Raw genomic sequence first — 17,438 nt, forward strand, 5'->3', positions numbered from 1 at the left:
TCAATCAGAACATAGAAATATCACGAAAGGTAAGGTTTTTTTATTTACCTAAAAAGTTTAATCGTTTAAACTTTCGGGTGACGGAGGTATGGAAGCTAAGATGAATATACATGATGTAGCCAAAAAGTCGGGACTCTCTGTAGTGACCGTATCCAGGGTGCTTAACAATTTACCCTCTGTACGGGAAGCTAATAGACAGAAAGTGCTGAAAGCTATGGAGGAATTGAATTATCAGCCCAATTCAGCAGCGCGGAGTCTTGTGAGGGGCAAAACGGGAGTCATCGGGATGTCGATTACCAACTTTAACGACTCTTTCTATGACCGGGTTATTCGCGTGGTGAACCGGAAGCTGGCAGCGCAAGGGTATTTTTTAGCCCTATCGATCGCCGAGAATGAGGATGAGGGCGACAATTTCCTGTTTCAGAAGGATCGCGTTGACGGAATTATCCTGTTGTCCCCACTTGAAGAAAAGGCATATGTAGAGGAACTGAAAAGAAAAAACATTCCGTTTGTATTGCTGGATAACCAGTTTCAGCATGAGGATGTGCCTAGCGTCGTGGTCGATAACTATCAAGGCGGGTATGAGGCTACAAAGCACTTGATCGATCTTGGGCACACTCAAATTGCCTATATTGGCGGCCCTTCGGTATTTCTAAGTGTAGCGGAGCGTAAGCGAGGTTATGTCCAAGCGCTCGAGGATGCCGGGTTAACGCCATTCGGAACGGAATACTGCAGCTTTACAGTAAGCGGCGGCTATGAGGTGGCCAAGAGATGGATCCGCGAAGATAAGCTGCCGACAGCTTTTTTTTCCGGGGATGACTTTATTGCTCTTGGAATGGTTCAGGCGCTCCGGGAAGAGGGAATTCGAGTACCCCACGATATCTCAATTGTTGGATTTGATGATCAGCAGTTCGTAGGTGAATTTTACCCGCGGTTGACGACTGTCAGACAACCTGAGGCACAAATGGGCAATATAGGCGTTGATTTACTACTAAAAATGATCAATGGGGAGGTGATGCCGCCCGCTGTAACGAAGCTCGCTCCGCAGCTACTCATTCGTGAATCCACCGCATCTGTTAGATTACCTTGAATTTTAGGAGTGAAATCATCCGTGAAGTATTTTTTGGGAGTTGATGCAGGAGGCAGTAAAACCCACGCAATGATTGCAGATGAACAAGGGAAGGTCATCGGAGTTGGCAAGGGTGGGATCGGAAATCATCAAATAAACCGTGAGCAGGCGGTGAACAGTTTGCAGCAGGCCCTATCGGAAGCAATTATGGCGTCAGGGCTGACCAAGGATCAGCTGGATTACTCCTGGTTCGGCTTAGCGGGAGCGGACAGAGAGGCTGATTTCCGGATTTTGCGACCGATCATCAGCAGCTTTGATCTTCCCCAAACTGAGATTTCCTGCGATACATGGATAGCCTTGCGGTCAGGTACAGAGAAGAACTACGGGATCGTGCTGATTTGCGGATCGGGCGTGAACTGTAGTGGTAAAAATCCGTTGGGTGCTACATACCAATGTGGTGGATTCGGCTACCGGTTCGGGGATTATGGCGGTGGCTATGATTTAAGTATTGAGGTATTCCGTAGCGTCCTTCGGGCGGATGAGGGAAGAGAGAAGGAGACGGTCCTAACCGAACGCTTAACGCAATTGTTGGGCTATTCCAATGTGTCGGAATTAAGAGAGGATTACCTGGATCATTTCAGAGACCTGCCTCCCCATATTGCTGAACTATTATTTCAAGCGGCAGAGGAAGGGGACCAGGTTGCCACCGAGCTGCTGGTCAAGCAAGGGGATGAGCTGGGTTTGGCCGCGGTATCGGCCATCCGTCGCTTGGGCATGGAGGAGGACTTCTTCGACATCGTACTTGCAGGCAGCCTGCTGACAAAGGGAGACCGCTCAGGCATCATCCGGCGGGCCATTGAGAGAAGAGTGAAGTTGTCGGCTCCGAATGGCACTTTAAGGATTTTGACCCGGGAGCCGGTTGTAGGATCGGTCGTTCTGGCTATGGAAAGCAGCGGTATGCGTGTAGATCAGAAGGTTCTAGATAATCTATCACAGGGGAAAGTACCGAACACAATAGGCTAGTTTTTATAAGACCAAAATGAAAAAGATGAAGGAAGGGTCTATCATGGAGGAAACATTGAAGCTGGTTGTCATCGGAGCGGGATCATCGTATACGCCTGAGCTTATTGAAGGCATCATCCTGCATCACCAAGAGCTTCCCATCCGCGAAGTATGGCTGGTGGATATTGAGGAGGGAAGGGAGAAGCTGCATACGATTGCAGAACTGAGCAAACGCATGATCGCTGAGTCCGGACTGCCGATTACCGTGGTCCAGACGTTGGAACGCAGGGAAGCCATTGCCGGAGCGGACTTTGTATGCACGCAAATCCGGGTAGGCATGCTGGAAGCGCGCAAATGGGACGAATTAATTCCGCTTCAATACAATGTCATCGGCCAGGAGACGACAGGTCCCGGAGGGATGATGAAAGGCCTACGGACCATCCCGGTCATTCTGGATATTTGCAAAGACATTGAGGAGCTGGCTCCGGATGCCTGGTTGCTGAATTTTACGAATCCGGCCGGTATGGTGACTGAAGCTGTTCACAAATACTCATCGGTAAAAAGCGTAGGATTGTGCAACTCACCGATCGGTTTTCAAAAGTGGCTCTCCGAGTTCTTCGGACTTCCTATGGAGAAGATCTACGCGGAGTTTGTCGGCATCAACCATCTGCACTGGGTATCCGATATCGTGATTGACGGTAAAAGCAAGCTGCAGGAGCTCATTGATTACCCGCAGAGCTACAAGGCGAGCAATGTGCCGTTTGATTCCTGGGACTACCGGTTTCTGAATGCTTTGAAAGCGATTCCCTCTTATTACCTGAGCTATTACTATATGACGGACGCGATGCTTGCGGAACAGAAGGAAGCAGCAGCAACGACTGGATCGCGCGCTGAGGTAGTGAAGAAGGTGGAGGAAGAGCTGTTTGAACTGTACCGGAACGTAGAGCTGAAGGAAAAGCCCAAGCAGTTGGAACAGCGCGGCGGAGCCTACTACTCGGAGGCGGCAGTGCTGCTGATGCGCTCCATTTATAATGATTCCCGCGATATCCAGACGTTGAATGTAAGGAATAACGGAATTATTGACTTCTTGCCGGACGATGCCTCCATTGAGGTGAATTGTATGGTCACCAAGCAAGGTCCGCTGCCGATTCCGCTGCGCATAATTCCTCAGCCCGTAAAAGGCTTGCTGGCTGCAGTCAAACAATACGAGAGCCTCACCATCGAAGCGGCTGTGCACGGAGACCGGGATATAGCCCTGCAGGCTATGGTTCATCATCCGCTCGTGCCTTCGGTCACCGTAGCTGAACAACTGCTGGATGAAATGCTGGAGAAGAACAAATCGTTGTTGCCGTTGTTTCACTAGAATCGTCCAGAGGAGGAAAAGCGGATGAACACGGCCGAGAAACCGCGTAGATGGAAGAAATTTATCAGTCAATTGGATTTGCAGTCCATGGTTTGGCCGGGAATTATCTTTGTATTCATTTTTAGCTACATTCCGATGTATGGCGTGGTTATGGCATTCCAGCAATACGATATTTTTGGCGGCATTATGAAGAGCCCCTGGGTTGGATTTATGCATTTCAGAATGTTCTTCGAGGCGCCGGAGTTCTGGAATGTGATGCGAAATACCCTTGTGATCAGCTTGCTTAAATTGATTATCTCTTTTCCTGCCCCGATTCTTCTTGCGCTGATGCTGAATGAAATCGGGAATATGGGCTTTAAACGTATTATCCAGACCGTCAGTTATTTACCTTATTTCCTGTCCTGGGTTATAGTATCCGGTTTTGTATTTTCGCTGTTATCCGTTGACAACGGGACGGTGAACTATGTGCTGGAGCGATTCAATCTGGTAGGGGAACCAGTTAACTTCCTGGCGTTACCCAAATACTTCTGGTCGATTCTAGTAAGCGTAAATGTGTGGAAAGAGGTCGGATTCGGGAGCATTGTCTACCTGGCCGCGATTGCAGGCATTGATCCAACCCTATATGAGGCCGCTTCTATAGATGGAGCAAGCCGGTTTAAGCAAATTCACTTGATTACACTCCCCAGCATTACCCCCATTATCATCATCTTTATGATTCTTGCCATCGGCAGTCTGCTCAGTGCGGGCTTCGAGGACATTTTGCTGCTGGCAACCAATCCAATTCTGCGACCCTACTCCGATGTTATCGACACCTATGTGTACCGTGTTGGGATTTTAAATGCCAGATTCTCTTATGCGACAGCGGTAGGGCTATTCAAGGCGGTGATCAGTGTCATTCTGCTAGTGACGGCCAACAAAATCGCTCGCCGGGCAGATGTTAGTCTCTGGTAGTACTACTACTCATAGCGAATGCTTCCGATGCTCCATAAACCTTTTAGGAGGGGTGAACAATGAGACTAAGCCTAGGCGACAAAATCATGCAGCGGAGTATGTATATCCTTTTGACGCTGCTGGCGTTACTCATGCTATACCCGTTTTGGAATGCGCTGGTCATTTCCTTTAATCTAGGGAGCGATACGGCGCTCGGTGGTGTAACCTTGTTACCGAGAGCTTTTACTCTGGAAAATTATTATATTGTGTTTCAGGATCAACGCCTGCTGAATTCTTTTCTGATCACCATTCTTAGAACGTTATGCGGCACGGCATTGTCTGTCTTTTTCACGGCACTGTTAGCCTACGGAATGTCCAAGAAGACATTGCTATTTCGAAAACAATATATGGTGTTCTTCATGATTACGATGTTCTTCAGTGGAGGGCTCATCCCTAGTTATTTACTAGTTCGCTCTTTGGGTATGCTGGACACCTTTTGGGTGCTGATTATCCCCGGCATCATCAGTGTCTGGAACATGATTGTCATCCGCACCTTCTTCCACGCTCTGCCGGAGGGGTTGGAGGAATCGGCCAAAATCGACGGCAGCAGCAACTACGGCATTTTTTTCCGAATCGTCATTCCCGTCTCCGGTCCGGTGCTGGCCACGATTGCCTTATTCACCGCAGTAGGTTACTGGAATGACTGGTTTACGGGAGCGATCTATATTACAAAGGATCACTTGCTTCCTATACAGACCCTGCTGCGCCAGATTATGAACTCCAACATCATGACCCAAATAGGCTCATCGAATGCTATCGCGCTGGATCATATGAACCGAAATCGGACGATTACCACGAAGTCACTGACTATGGCTACGATGATGATCGCTACCATTCCAATTATCCTGACGTATCCTTTTCTCCAAAAGTACTTTGTTAAGGGCGTAATGATCGGTTCGATGAAAGAATAGCAGTCTCCATATTATGTAGAAAGAAGGGAAAAGATGCGCAATCGTATGAAATGGGTATCTCTTTTGCTGACTTCACTGGTGCTTCTTCTCGCTGCCTGTAGCGGAGGAGGAAATTCTAACACTTCACCAACCACAAGCGAGAAAAATCTGAATACTGAGGCCGCCACAGATGACGGCAGCGGGATCAAGCCCGTCACCTTCAGCTTCTATGGAAACTATGACTGGCTTACGACATCACCATGGGGGGATAATGAGGCGACAAAATGGATTCAGGAGAACCGTAAGGTTACTGTTGAACCCATACAATCCGGAGGAGCGGCCGGAGAAAAGCTCAACACGATGATCGTCGGCGGTGATTTACCGGATGTCATTTTTACTGACCGGGGATCGTCAGTGGAACGGCTGGTGCAGGCAGGACAACTCGTTGCGCTGGATGATTACTATGAGAAGTATCCGAACTTCAAGAAATATGTGAAGGAATCCACCCTGAATTTGCTCCGTTCAGAAGACGGGAAAATCTATCAAATTCCGAACTGGTATACATCCGGGCAATTCGGCAACGGCGGATGGATGGTGAATAAAGATATTTATAACGAACTCGGCAGACCGTTGCTGGAGACCTTTGATGATTTGTATCAATATTTGCTTAAGGTGCAAGAAAAGTATCCGGATGTAGTACCTCTGGAGGTTGGGGAGAAGGGGGCAGGTCTGGAAATTATGTATGGTGGTTTTAAGGAGAACTCCACCAGTAAGTTCATTTCACTCATGGGATATCCGGATGGCGACAAGCTGTCATCTATCTTGGACGATCCCGCTTACGAGGAGATGGTGCTGTATATTAATAAGCTGTATCGTGAACGGCTGATTACGCAGGATGCTCTGCAGCAAACCCAGGATGCGGTCAAAGAAAAGGTCAATACCAACCGGGTAGCAGTCATGGTCGAATCCAATATCACTACGTATGGAGCCGAGGGACACCGGGCACTGACAGCGAATAATCCGGACAGCGGTTATGAGATTATATGGCCGATTCATAAAGCCGGTCTAGACAAAACACAAGTGTTTGTAAGCGGCTTTGAGACGCTGGGTTGGAACGTTAATGTCATTACGAAAAAGGCCAAGGATCCAGAGGCCATCTTCGCTTATTTTGACTGGATTACGGGTCCGGAGGGACAGAAGGTGCTTTTCTTCGGTCCTAAAGGCTTGTACTGGGATGAAGAGGATGCGGACGGAGCGCCAATCCCGAACGAGAAATACAAGACGACTCCTGCTAACGAGCGCACGGAAACGATGCGGAAATTCGAGGACTTTAACTGGGCGGGAAATACAACCTTTATTGATACGGCGAAAATGAGCCTCGAGGCGCTGCTTTCCGCGAACCAGAAATCCTGGGAGACCGTGGCGCAGTCCACGGTGACCTGGAAAACCGCGTTGGATATCACGGAGTTTGTAAATACCGATCCGATTCCGGATACGGAAATCGGCATCATCGCACAGAATATCGGGGATATTTATACCCTTGCTTACGCCCAGATGGTTCAGGCGAAGTCGGATGAAGCGGTGCTGTCGGCGCTGGAGACAGCTAAAAAGAACACCGAAAAAGCGGGGCTGGCTAAGCTGCTTGAATTCAGAACCGAAAAATGGCAGGAAAATGTTAAGAAAATCAACGCGACGAAATAAGACTATTTATAAAATCTTATACTAGTGGAGGCGAGATTATGGCATTTGCGTTGAGTTCGAGGTTCATAGCACTGTTAAGCATCGTGTTGGTTTCTTCGATAGCCGGTGGTTCCGTTCCTGTTATGGCCGAGGAGAGTAACCCCCCTTTCGAAACGGAAGTTATTGTACGGACCGTAAACCAGTTTAAGAACATGACGGATGTCCAGAATTTCATCGCGATGTCTACAAGCTATGGCGTCGATGTTATTAGCATGAACGTGAAGCAGGATGAAGATGATGAGGTTCCGTCTGGAAGTGTATTTTATCAGAGTGATATCGCACCAATTGCCCAAGGCTACCAGAATTTCGACGCCCTGCAGGCTGTCATTACGGCAGCCCATGCTGCAGGAATCAAGGTTCATGCCTGGATTCCGCAGTTCCATGATCAGCAGGCCTTCCTGGAGCACGATGAATGGCAGATGCAGGCGCTGGTTGACGGGGTTCAGACTCCGTTTACAGGTTCTAACGGCAACGAATACTTCGTCAATCCGATTCACCATGAAGTGCAGCAGTATGAGCGTTCCATTATTCAGGAAGTGATCGAGAATTATGATGTGGATGGCGTTGTGCTGGATTGGATCCGCTTCGACAATTACAACATGGACGTCAGTGATTACACGGTTACGAAGTATCAGGCGCAGTTCGGGTATTCACCGCTCAGCATTGACTTCGAGACGGATTCTCCTCAGAGAGAGCAGTGGAATGAATGGAGGACCGATCAAATTGGACAGTATGTGGGCGATATCCGTCAGGATATCACCCAGTCCTCGAAGCCGGATGTGCAGCTCGGCGTGTATATTTTGCCGCCAGAATTCATTGAAGTTGGGCAGAATGTAGCCAAATTCAAGGATGATATCGACTTTGTTGCACCAATGGCGTACTTTGATGACTGGGAGTTCAACAGTGATTGGGTATACAGCACTTCCTACGGCATCCTGAAGGATACGAGCGACCGGATTAGCGGCAGTGACGTGGAAATTGTTGCGACGCTGGATAATGACTGGACAGATGATCAATATCAGGAGATTTACAAGGGAATCCGCGAGAATTATCCAGGTGTGAAGCGTCTGTCGTTCTTTGCTTACGGGGCCTGGCCAGAAGATGAGCTAGCCAATATCAAAGAACGTGAAACCTGGCCTACGACAGGCTGGACGCCTCCGGTAGAACAAGACTATCCGGCTCAATTACCAACAGGATGGAAGGCGCGGAATATCGGTTCCATGCCGGGGAACGTTACCTACAATTCTTCCAATAAGCAATTTACACTCAGCAGCAGCTCTACGGATATTTGGGGAAATGGAGATCAACTAAATTATATATACCAATCCGTGCGAGGCAATGCGGAGATTATTGTTAAAGTGCAGTCCACTAGCCGATTGGACGGCTGGGCCAAGGCCGGCATTATGATTCGGGAGTCGCTGGGTCATAATTCGAAGCATGCAGATATGATGCTTACCCCCGAAAATGGGGCAACCTTCCAGTATCGTGCAGAGACTGCCGGCAATATGGTTGATCAGACTGCGGCTGCCTCGGCTCCAAGATGGCTAAAGCTGACCCGAAGTGGAAATACCTTCAAAGGGGCTATTTCGACGAACGGGAATAACTGGCAAACGGTCGGAACTGTTCAGATTCCGATGAACCGCAAGGTGTATATTGGCATAGCACTTAGCAATCCTGGGGATGACTCGAGGAATAAGGCTGTGTTTGGAAATGTGAAGATTACGGATTAAGCTTAATACAAGGGCACCGGTTCTTATTTATCCGGGGGAGTTTTCGTTTATCAGGTTAACCAGAAATATCTGGTTAACCTTTTTTATTTCGGTATAAGGTGATGGTGGGGGATATATCCAATTGAAATCTGAAATGAATTTAAAGCTGCTAAATCCGGTGGTATATTTAATGCAGCTAATTCTATAATATAGCTAATTCTATAATGCAGTTTAGCTTATTAATAATAGTCTTTGAGAATAACTTATACAGAATAGGAGAGATACGATGAGCGAGCGTATACCCTGCCAAACCTCAGGCTGCAAGGGAAGCATACTTCCTGCAACTGCTTTAAAGACAGGTGGAATCTGCATGCCCTGTCATCAGAGGAAGCTTGCGCTGGAGGAAAAGGCTTATATTGAACAAAATCGAAAAGACATTGATTTGTACGCAGGTGTGAATGATCCGGTTGAAATTCTTAAAATCATGCACAAACCGCGGAGATTGAGCCCGCTTGAACACGTAATTCCCTATCACAAAACCGCGCAAGAGTTATATCGTCAACTGACTGAAAGCGAAAGGGAGCGATTGGAAACCTACGCCATTGAATTGATGGAAGAAGATGATTTTGACCAGGCTGAAACCATTTTACTGTCGCTTATATGTTTTTCAAGTGCATACATTGAACGGGGGCTGGAGGCTTTTTTTCTTAACGGGAAGTATTATCCCGGCATTCTCTATAAAGAAGCGGGTCAGGAGATCCGTGATAAGATCATTCATCAGTTAGAGCATGACTCGGAAAACCGTAATCATTTGCTGCTTGCAATGGCCTGGATTGGTGATGAAGAGGTTGTTCGGCAGTTCGAGACATGGCGGCAGCATCCGCCTCGATGGACATCGGAGTTAAATGTGTCTCCGGAAAGCTATGCTCACGAAGCAGGATGGGAATTAGATCCCGACGGTGGGAAAAGGCTGCTTTTTTACCCCGAGAGTTATCATTTTGAAGTAAACAGGGACGGAAAAAATGGGATGGATCGGGATCATACGGCGGTAGCGGCGCTACAGGCGGGTGAGCATTCCTGCCCTTGGTGTGGCGGTAAGTTGACAGTGCTGTTTGATTACGATTTGCAGAATCCACTGGTTCAATTTATGAAGCTTTCCGGCCAGCGGTTAAGGATTGCAGCTTGCATGCATTGTAATTGTTATGGCACCGTGTTTATGAAAGCGGAGCTGGATGGCCAATATTCGTGGAGTGAATATAATACCGTTCCTGATTTTTTGCCTGCAAATGAAGACAGGGAAGAAATAGCATGGCATGCCATGCAGCTATCGGAACGACAGATGGGAACCTATGAAAATTCATATTGGATGCTTGAGGCGCCTGCGTCGCAGATTGGAGGACATCCGGCTTGGATTCAGGATGCGGAATATCCTGTGTGCCCTTGCTGTTCGAAGACGATGAAGTTTATTGCCCAAATGGACATGGAACAGGCCGAGGACAGCGAGGGGATTTATTATGCATTTTTGTGTGAGGGTTGCCTGCAGGTAGCTGTGAATTACCAGCAGACGTAAATCAACTTATTTCTGGTTAGCGTAGATTGGAACTTCAGACTTAAAAAGAAAAATGCTGCCTTAGACAACTAAGGACGGCATTTTTTTATTTTGTATAAACATGATGATCAAAGTACCTTGACTGTCACAGTAGTATGATATACAATGCGATTATGAGGTGATGAAATGAGTGAGAACAAAATCACATCCGATCTGCTGCGAGGACATACCGATACGATGGTATTGCGGCTCTTGTCCGAAGCCGATCGTTATGGATATGAAATCGTCAAATTGATTGCTGAGCGTTCCGGAGGCGAGTATGAATTAAAAGAAGCTACGATGTACTCCAGCGTCCGGCGGCTTGAGGCAGACGGTGACATTGAATGGTATTGGGGGGATGAGTCTCAGGGGGGACGACGGAAGTATTTTCGGATTACCGAGAAGGGGAAAGCTGTTTACGCCAATAACAAGACTAATTGGGAGTATGCAAAGCGTGTGCTTGAAAACTTATTATAAGGAGACTTGATAATATGAATGAGAAATTAAACATGTATTTAAATGGCGTATTCGCACCCTATGACGGGATAAAAAGCGTTGCTGAATTAAAGAGTGACCTCCTTTCCGATTTGCAGGAGCGGTTCAGTGAACTCAAGGCTGAAGGCAAGGATGATGAAACGGCGTTTAAGATGACGATAGACAGCATCGGCGACATTGAACAGACGGTGCAGGAGGTTGCCAATCTCTCCCGTTCACTTGAGCGGCAGGTGGTGACGAGCTTTAGGGCGAGCAACTTATCGAAGAGCGATTTTGCAGGCGTTACCGCCCATAAAGGGGATTTTAAAGTGAGCGCGTTGCGGGGTTCCGATTTTACAGGCGCTGACTTGACTGGCAGTTCTTTCGCGGGCAGTGACGTAGGCGAGGCCAAGTTCGACAGCGCTAATCTCACCGACTGCAATCTGTCCGGCATTGAACTGGCAAATGCGAGCTTTCACAAATCTATTCTTGTTCGCACCAACTTTAGCTCATCAGGACTTACAGGGGCGAAATTTATCAGTGCAAGACTGACCGACGTCAAGCTGTGTACGACTGATCTTACGAAAACAATCTTTGAGAGCTGTATCTTTGACGGTGTGGAATTTAAAACCTCAGATCTGCGGGGATTATGTTTTGACGGCCAGACCTTTATCGGGGTCAAGTTTGAAAAGTCGGCGCTGAACGATATTTCGTTTAGAGGTGCGACGTTAAAAAATGTGTCATTCCTCTCCGGGTTTTCGTTATCCAAGAAGTTTTATCGTGCAATTAAAACGATCAACTTTGACGGTGCAATGATGGATAAGTTGACCTTCGCTGCGCTCAAAGGCATGGAAGCTGATTTGACAAAGGTTACAGTCCTATAAGCCGGAGCTTCCGAAGTGAGTTTTGCGGGGAGAATTCCATGAAGATATGCTAACAAAACCTTGAGGAGGGAATGCAATGAACAAGTCCATTAAAGTGGTTGGGTTGGAAAAGTCCTACAGACAGCTTCAAGTTTTAAAGGGGGTGGATTTTGAAGTGGAGCAGGGCAGCGTTTTTGCCCTGCTTGGCTCCAATGGCGCAGGCAAGACCACCATTGTCAAAATCCTCACCACTTTGCTAAATCAAGATGGTGGGACTGCTGCAGTGAACGGATTCGATGTCGCCACAAAGCCTGATTATGTACGCCAGTCCATCAGCCTGACGGGTCAATTTGCCGCCGTGGATGAGATTCTGACCGGCCGGGAAAATCTGATCATGATTGCGAGGCTCCGCCATGAGAAGCATCCGCGTCAAGTTGCGGACGATCTGCTGGAACGCTTCACTTTGACCGATGCCGCGGATCGCAAGGTATCCACTTATTCAGGCGGGATGCGCCGGAGATTAGATCTCGCGATGAGTCTTGTTGGAAAACCGCAGATTATTTTCCTCGACGAACCAACCACTGGACTTGATCCTGAGGCAAGGATTGATGTATGGAAGATGGTTAAGGAGCTTGCCGACGGCGGTACGACTGTCTTTTTGACGACGCAGTATTTGGAAGAGGCAGAGCAGCTTGCTGATCAAATCGCCATTCTACATGAAGGTAAAATTATTGCGAGCGGTACACTCGAAGAACTAAAAAAGCGATTCCCGCCCGCAAAAGTTGAGTACATTGAAAAGCAGCCGACGCTGGAGGAGATATTCCTCGCAATCATCGGCAAAAAGGAGGGAAAGTAAATGGAAATGATTAAGAAGCACTTTTTCAGTGACATGAGTGTAATGCTTGGACGCTCTATGCGCCATATTCTCCGCAGTATGGATACCATCATCACGGTAACTATCATGCCAATTGCATTTATGCTGTTGTTTGTTTACGTGTTCGGTGGGGCCATCCAGGCGGGTACGGATAACTATGTGAATTATTTATTGCCCGGGATCATACTGATCGCTATTGCAAGTGGTGTAACTTATACGGCTTACCGCCTGTTTAACGATGTGCAAAAAGGGATTTTTCAAAGATTCCATTCTATGCCGATTGCACGTTCTACCATGCTGTGGGGACATGTGCTGACCTCCCTGATATCCAATGCGATTTCAGTTAGCGTCATCATTCTTGTTGCATTGATTATGGGGTTTCGTTCATCGGCAGGAGTGCTCTCATGGCTGGCGGTTGCTGGCATCCTCATATTGTTTACGCTGGCTCTAACTTGGGTCGCGGCAATTGCTGGACTATCCGCAAAATCGGTGGACGGCGCGACTGCTTTTTCCTATCCGATTATTTTCCTTCCTTTCATCAGCTCGGCCTTTGTGCCTACCGAATCGATGCCGCCAGTCGTTCGCGCCTTTGCTGAAAACCAGCCCGTTACATCTATAGTAGAGGCGGTTCGCTCCCTCCTGATGGGGCAGCCTGTCGGCAATGATATTTGGGGAGCCATCATATGGTGCATAGCCATTCTAGTAGTTGCGTATTTATTAGCGATGCGGGTATACAAACATAAAGTTGTTTAATTGCCAGATAACGTTACAGGATTTAGAAGCGACTTGTCTGCGGATGGGTTGCTTTTTTTCATTTCTCTACGTATCACTAAGCTGTATCCCTTTTTCTTTCACAAACTTCTCCAGAACCTTGAAATCCTCAGTAACCTTTTTAAAAGGTAAGGCTTCCAGTACCTGATCCCGGTAATCCTTTTTGGCGGCAATGGACAGGCGGGAATCAAGTATGCTGAGCACACCAAGGTCAGTTTCACTGCGGATCAGGCGCCCGGTTCCTTGTCTTAACCGAAGCAGCATGTCCGGTACAAAAACCTCCTTCAAGGGATTCTTTGCCATCGAAGTCTTATATTCATAGACAGGATCGGCAGGAACAGGGAAAGGCAGACGGAAAATGATTAACTGCGACAAATCGGAACCCTCGATATTCACACCTTCCCAGAATACACCGGTACTAAGTAGAACGCCTTTACTGCCCCGAAAGTCAGCGATCACCCCGTCCTGGGACGAGCCTTCCCTTTGAACATGTAATGCCCATGCAAGCTTCTCAGAGTTTAACTTCTTATGAATATACTTCATATCCTCTTTAGCTGAAAAAAGAACTAATGTCCGCCCGTCTGTTAAATTACAGAGCCTCATCATTTCCTTGTATGCCGCTTCAAGATAATCTTCCCGCCGCCGATGGTTATAGTAGGGGATGTCCTTGGCAATATACAGCATGGTGTGGTTGTCATAATCAAACGGTGAAGCTTGGCGCTCCATATAATCTCCCCTGTAACCGAGGGACTCAGTGAGATAAGCGTATTGTTCCTCCAGCGTTTCTCCGCTTTGACACATGGTTGCTGACGTTAAAATAACTGAGGTTTTCCCGTTAAATAAGGTATATTTCAGAAACTGGCTTATCCCTTTAGGGCAGATACTAAGGGTACTCTCCCGCTGGGTATTACTTGCCCAGATCAGATAGTTATCCTCTACTCCGGCGAGTACATCAAAGAGGTCGATAAGTCCGTTCATGGCTTCAAAAATATTGTCAATCTCCCGTTCATGCCGTGAAGTTAAGACGGAAAGGCTGAGATTAAAATCTTTTAAAACCTGTGCCGCTCGTCTTAAGGGGATTCCTGTGATCTGCGATATTTTTATACGGTCATTGTCCTGCTTGGCTGTTTGCAGTAAGTCTGCCTCTACTTGTTTAAAAATATGGCCAACGCATCTTTTTATAAATTTAAATTGCGGCATAAGCTCCGTATCGGCAGATTGCTTGAAGAGAATCTGTAAGGCGTCATCCAGAATACGGCAGGTTCCCCGGTAAGTAAATTCGAGCGTTCTTGCATCTCTAACCTTTGCTTCCAGATTATGCGCTTCATCAATTACGATCAGAGCCGGCCGTTCGGTGATTAACCCCTTCGTTCCTTCCTTTTTCTTGATTAAATCACGGATGAGCAGATCCTGGTTTACGATAATAAAATCCATGTCGCTCGCGTTGGCATTAATTTTAGCTCTCATCTCATAAAACGTACATGTACTTTTATAATGGCAACGTTCAAATTTGCAATCATTCACACAAACGTTAGACCATACAGCATCACTAACCCCGCCCTTAATATCTGCCCGCTCATCAATTTCATAATTCACAATCTGTTGAGCAAGCGCAGACAGAGGAGTGTTTGAATCATCCGCTTGGAACAGATCTGCTGCCCTATACCGGCAAGCATACTGCCCCATGCCTTTTCCAACTACCGAACGTACCCTTGTAAATCCGAGACGACTTCCGATGAATCTCAGATCTTTATGTATTTGTTCTGAAAGTTGTATGGAGGATGTCGCAATAATAACCGGTTGCCTTGAGATTTGGTTAATAAGCAGGCTGGGAATGAGGTAGGCAAAGGACTTGCCGATACCGACTCCAGCTTCAATCATCGCGTTACGACCATTTATATAGGCATCAGCGATATCTAGAGACATATCCTGCTGGCCGATCCGCTCTTTAAGTCCAATCCTGGGGAATTTATCATACATTCGAAAGATAGCATTGACTAAAGAGGGCTCGATGTCCTTCTTTAGCTCCTGCTTCTGTAATTTATAGAGATCACTTAACCAGCTAATGACGACCGCCCCTTTTCAAAATCAATGATCTTCCTAATTATAGTTTTTTTGGTGAGGTTGTAATTATCTTCGATGCTACTCTAACAGTCAAGTGTCAGAATATAATATAGTGATTAAAGCAAAGTGAATTACTGTGTTTTTGAAGCAGGAAAATATACACATATCTTGAATACAAACTACAAAGAAGGAGGATGAAAATGTCATACAAAGAAAATGAATTGCGTTCGTCATTAACCTTAGCAGTTCCAATCATTTTAAACAGGCATTATCATTCTATGACTATGAAAAACATCGAATTCTCCTGGTTTGTAGAGGCGCATAAGGAATTGTTAGATTCATCATTCAGTACGATATTAATGAGTATGGTAGAAGCCTTGTTTTTTGATTCTTTTGGTTACGATCAATACTTAAACCTGCTAGAAAAAGAGGGGGCTGAGCAAGGGGTTTATACTGCAGAAATATTCGGTGATCATTTTGATATTTTACTTGATATGAGCAAGGATTTAAATTTAACCGCTCAGAATATTATGTTTAAGATCATTGAAGAGTTTGTAGATGATTCCGCGATCCGATTGTTTTTTTATAATCGTTTAATGGAATGCAACTGGACCCGTTTTACTGGCTTTGCACAAGGTTATTTGTCTAATAAAAATCAACAGATTGACAATTTACATGAACAAAAAATTGCTGTTATGGGACAAATGGCAGCAGGAATGGCGCATGAAATAAGAAATCCGCTAGCTTCGATTAAAGGTTTTGCTCAGCTTGTAAATATCAGGCTAAATGAGCCGGAGATCAAAGCGGATGAATTGCGTGCATATCTGGATATCACCATCAAAGAGATTGATGCTCTGAATGGATTAGTAACGGACTTTCTAATACTGGCTCGAAAAGGTGACAGTACAAAAAATAACGGCGTAGTATTTAACGTTATGGAGGTTATACATAGAGTTAATAACATTGTGAATCAACTCATACTTAGTGATGATATTATACTTTCAGTAGAGTGCTCTTTAGAAAAAGTACTAACGTTTGGAAGCGCCTCTCAGCTAGAGCAGGTAATTCTTAATATTTTGAAAAATAGTATCGATTCCTTCACAGCTTTTAGAGGCAGAATAGATATTTCTGTTACCACAGCTGCTGAGACAAACGAAATTATTCTACTCTTTAAAGACAATGGAGAAGGAATTCCACAGGATAAATTAAAACGGATATTTGACCCTTTCTTTACTACCAAGCAAAAAGGGACAGGGATTGGATTATCGATTTGTAAACAATTAATTGAAATGTATGGGGGGCATATTAAGGTAGATTCAGAGGTTCAGGTTGGAACTAGCGTGAAGGTTATTTTGCCTTGGGTTTATGATTATCATATTTGAGATGCTGCTGCATCTAAGGAATGAAGGAGCGACTTGCCAACTGGGAAGTTGCTTTTTTTGTTATAGTTCTACAAAAAATCAGGATGTGCGTAAGATCACAAAGCAATTATTGGATACGTTTATACTCAATATATCAATTAAATTTGAAATATAAATTACATAAGTAATTGGAGGTTACTGGCATGGATCAATTTACTTTTACAGATATGAAAAAAATAAAGAGAAAAAATTTAGGTAATGTCGTACCTTTAGAGCTTTTCAGAACGATTAGACTGATTGGTTTATATCAAGCGTTACCCATGAATGGTAAGGGTACAACGTTGACTATAGGAAGAAAAATTGGGGAAGAATTTGGTGTTACCTCGGTTAATGAACTATTCGAGTTATTCGAAGAATTGAAGATAGGGATTCCTATAATAACCCATGAAGATGACAAGGGGATGACGATTGCAGTACACGATTGTTTCTGCGAAGGGTTACCTATTATGGAAGGAAAAATGGTTTGTGACCTGGAGGGGGCCATTATTGAAGGAGCACTTACTAAAATTCGTGGAAAGCGGGTTTCCGTCCGGGAAATAAAATGTAATGTTAATGGGGATGAATATTGCGAATATCTCGTCAAATATTAAATTCATATATAAATGCGAGTAAGCGACCTT

The 17,438-nt window shown here is 45.8% G+C and carries 15 protein-coding genes; 14 read left to right on the top strand and 1 reads right to left on the bottom strand.

Translation table 11 applies throughout. The features are described from left to right. Positions 1 to 100 precede the first annotated feature (100 nt). From PODO_RS07035 to PODO_RS07090, 12 genes are all read left to right on the top strand, one after another. Positions 101 to 1,090, top strand: a complete 990-nt coding sequence (locus tag PODO_RS07035; protein ID WP_244886434.1) for a LacI family DNA-binding transcriptional regulator — start codon at positions 101 to 103, stop codon at positions 1,088 to 1,090. 21 nt (positions 1,091 to 1,111) lie between these two features. Next, positions 1,112 to 2,092: an N-acetylglucosamine kinase gene (locus PODO_RS07040; protein WP_036675810.1), complete on the top strand. Its 981-nt coding sequence runs from the start codon at positions 1,112 to 1,114 to the stop codon at positions 2,090 to 2,092. Between the two features lie 43 nt (positions 2,093 to 2,135). Beyond that, positions 2,136 to 3,434: a 6-phospho-beta-glucosidase gene (locus tag PODO_RS07045; RefSeq protein WP_038569389.1), complete on the top strand. Its 1,299-nt coding sequence runs from the start codon at positions 2,136 to 2,138 to the stop codon at positions 3,432 to 3,434. A gap of 24 nt (positions 3,435 to 3,458) precedes the next feature. Beyond that, positions 3,459 to 4,385, top strand: a complete 927-nt coding sequence (locus PODO_RS07050) for an ABC transporter permease (RefSeq protein ID WP_036675807.1) — start codon at positions 3,459 to 3,461, stop codon at positions 4,383 to 4,385. 59 nt (positions 4,386 to 4,444) lie between these two features. Beyond that, a complete protein-coding gene (locus tag PODO_RS07055) occupies positions 4,445 to 5,335 on the top strand; it encodes a carbohydrate ABC transporter permease (RefSeq protein WP_036675805.1) in 891 nt (296 codons plus the stop codon). Positions 5,336 to 5,368: 33 nt separating this feature from the next. After that, positions 5,369 to 7,015, top strand: a complete 1,647-nt coding sequence (locus tag PODO_RS07060; RefSeq protein WP_038569391.1) for an extracellular solute-binding protein — start codon at positions 5,369 to 5,371, stop codon at positions 7,013 to 7,015. Positions 7,016 to 7,053: 38 nt separating this feature from the next. Then, complete coding sequence (locus tag PODO_RS07065) at positions 7,054 to 8,784, top strand: family 10 glycosylhydrolase (RefSeq protein ID WP_038569392.1); 1,731 nt, start codon at positions 7,054 to 7,056, stop codon at positions 8,782 to 8,784. A 265-nt stretch (positions 8,785 to 9,049) separates the two neighbouring features. Next, entirely contained in the window at positions 9,050 to 10,333 is a 1,284-nt protein-coding gene (locus tag PODO_RS07070; protein ID WP_038569393.1) for a hypothetical protein, read from the top strand. A gap of 165 nt (positions 10,334 to 10,498) precedes the next feature. Beyond that, positions 10,499 to 10,828 carry a PadR family transcriptional regulator gene (locus tag PODO_RS07075; RefSeq protein ID WP_036675798.1) on the top strand — a complete coding sequence of 110 codons (330 nt, stop codon included), beginning with the start codon at positions 10,499 to 10,501 and terminating at the stop codon, positions 10,826 to 10,828. Between the two features lie 14 nt (positions 10,829 to 10,842). After that, positions 10,843 to 11,709, top strand: a complete 867-nt coding sequence (locus tag PODO_RS07080; RefSeq protein WP_038569394.1) for a pentapeptide repeat-containing protein — start codon at positions 10,843 to 10,845, stop codon at positions 11,707 to 11,709. A 76-nt stretch (positions 11,710 to 11,785) separates the two neighbouring features. After that, complete coding sequence (locus tag PODO_RS07085; RefSeq protein ID WP_036675796.1) at positions 11,786 to 12,544, top strand: ABC transporter ATP-binding protein; 759 nt, start codon at positions 11,786 to 11,788, stop codon at positions 12,542 to 12,544. After that, a complete protein-coding gene (locus PODO_RS07090) occupies positions 12,545 to 13,315 on the top strand; it encodes an ABC transporter permease (protein WP_038569396.1) in 771 nt (256 codons plus the stop codon). Between the two features lie 66 nt (positions 13,316 to 13,381). Here PODO_RS07090 and PODO_RS07095 read toward each other — a convergent pair whose 3' ends face one another. Next, a complete protein-coding gene (locus tag PODO_RS07095; protein ID WP_244886435.1) occupies positions 13,382 to 15,313 on the bottom strand; it encodes an ATP-dependent DNA helicase in 1,932 nt (643 codons plus the stop codon). A gap of 284 nt (positions 15,314 to 15,597) precedes the next feature. On the opposite strand from PODO_RS07095, the gene PODO_RS07100 reads away from it, so the two are divergent. Both PODO_RS07100 and PODO_RS07105 read left to right on the top strand, forming a co-directional pair. Continuing rightward, positions 15,598 to 16,779, top strand: a complete 1,182-nt coding sequence (locus PODO_RS07100; protein ID WP_038569398.1) for a sensor histidine kinase — start codon at positions 15,598 to 15,600, stop codon at positions 16,777 to 16,779. A 182-nt stretch (positions 16,780 to 16,961) separates the two neighbouring features. Beyond that, a complete protein-coding gene (locus PODO_RS07105; protein ID WP_036675792.1) occupies positions 16,962 to 17,408 on the top strand; it encodes a V4R domain-containing protein in 447 nt (148 codons plus the stop codon). Positions 17,409 to 17,438: the final 30 nt, after the last annotated feature.

The sequence above is a fragment of the Paenibacillus odorifer genome (assembly GCF_000758725.1).
Classification (GTDB): domain Bacteria; phylum Bacillota; class Bacilli; order Paenibacillales; family Paenibacillaceae; genus Paenibacillus_AQ; species Paenibacillus_AQ odorifer.

What these genes read in the sequence shown, in the direction of transcription:
- PODO_RS07035 (WP_244886434.1), top strand. Translation starts at nt 101, where the DNA reads ATGAATATACATGATGTAGCCAAAAAGTCGGGACTCTCTGTAGTGACC.
- PODO_RS07045 (WP_038569389.1), top strand. Translation starts at nt 2,136, where the DNA reads ATGGAGGAAACATTGAAGCTGGTTGTCATCGGAGCGGGATCATCGTAT.
- PODO_RS07050 (WP_036675807.1), top strand. Translation starts at nt 3,459, where the DNA reads ATGAACACGGCCGAGAAACCGCGTAGATGGAAGAAATTTATCAGTCAA.
- PODO_RS07055 (WP_036675805.1), top strand. Translation starts at nt 4,445, where the DNA reads ATGAGACTAAGCCTAGGCGACAAAATCATGCAGCGGAGTATGTATATC.
- PODO_RS07060 (WP_038569391.1), top strand. Translation starts at nt 5,369, where the DNA reads ATGCGCAATCGTATGAAATGGGTATCTCTTTTGCTGACTTCACTGGTG.
- PODO_RS07065 (WP_038569392.1), top strand. Translation starts at nt 7,054, where the DNA reads ATGGCATTTGCGTTGAGTTCGAGGTTCATAGCACTGTTAAGCATCGTG.
- PODO_RS07070 (WP_038569393.1), top strand. Translation starts at nt 9,050, where the DNA reads ATGAGCGAGCGTATACCCTGCCAAACCTCAGGCTGCAAGGGAAGCATA.
- PODO_RS07075 (WP_036675798.1), top strand. Translation starts at nt 10,499, where the DNA reads ATGAGTGAGAACAAAATCACATCCGATCTGCTGCGAGGACATACCGAT.
- PODO_RS07080 (WP_038569394.1), top strand. Translation starts at nt 10,843, where the DNA reads ATGAATGAGAAATTAAACATGTATTTAAATGGCGTATTCGCACCCTAT.
- PODO_RS07085 (WP_036675796.1), top strand. Translation starts at nt 11,786, where the DNA reads ATGAACAAGTCCATTAAAGTGGTTGGGTTGGAAAAGTCCTACAGACAG.
- PODO_RS07090 (WP_038569396.1), top strand. Translation starts at nt 12,545, where the DNA reads ATGGAAATGATTAAGAAGCACTTTTTCAGTGACATGAGTGTAATGCTT.
- PODO_RS07095 (WP_244886435.1), bottom strand. Translation starts at nt 15,313, where the DNA reads ATGTATGATAAATTCCCCAGGATTGGACTTAAAGAGCGGATCGGCCAG.
- PODO_RS07100 (WP_038569398.1), top strand. Translation starts at nt 15,598, where the DNA reads ATGTCATACAAAGAAAATGAATTGCGTTCGTCATTAACCTTAGCAGTT.
- PODO_RS07105 (WP_036675792.1), top strand. Translation starts at nt 16,962, where the DNA reads ATGGATCAATTTACTTTTACAGATATGAAAAAAATAAAGAGAAAAAAT.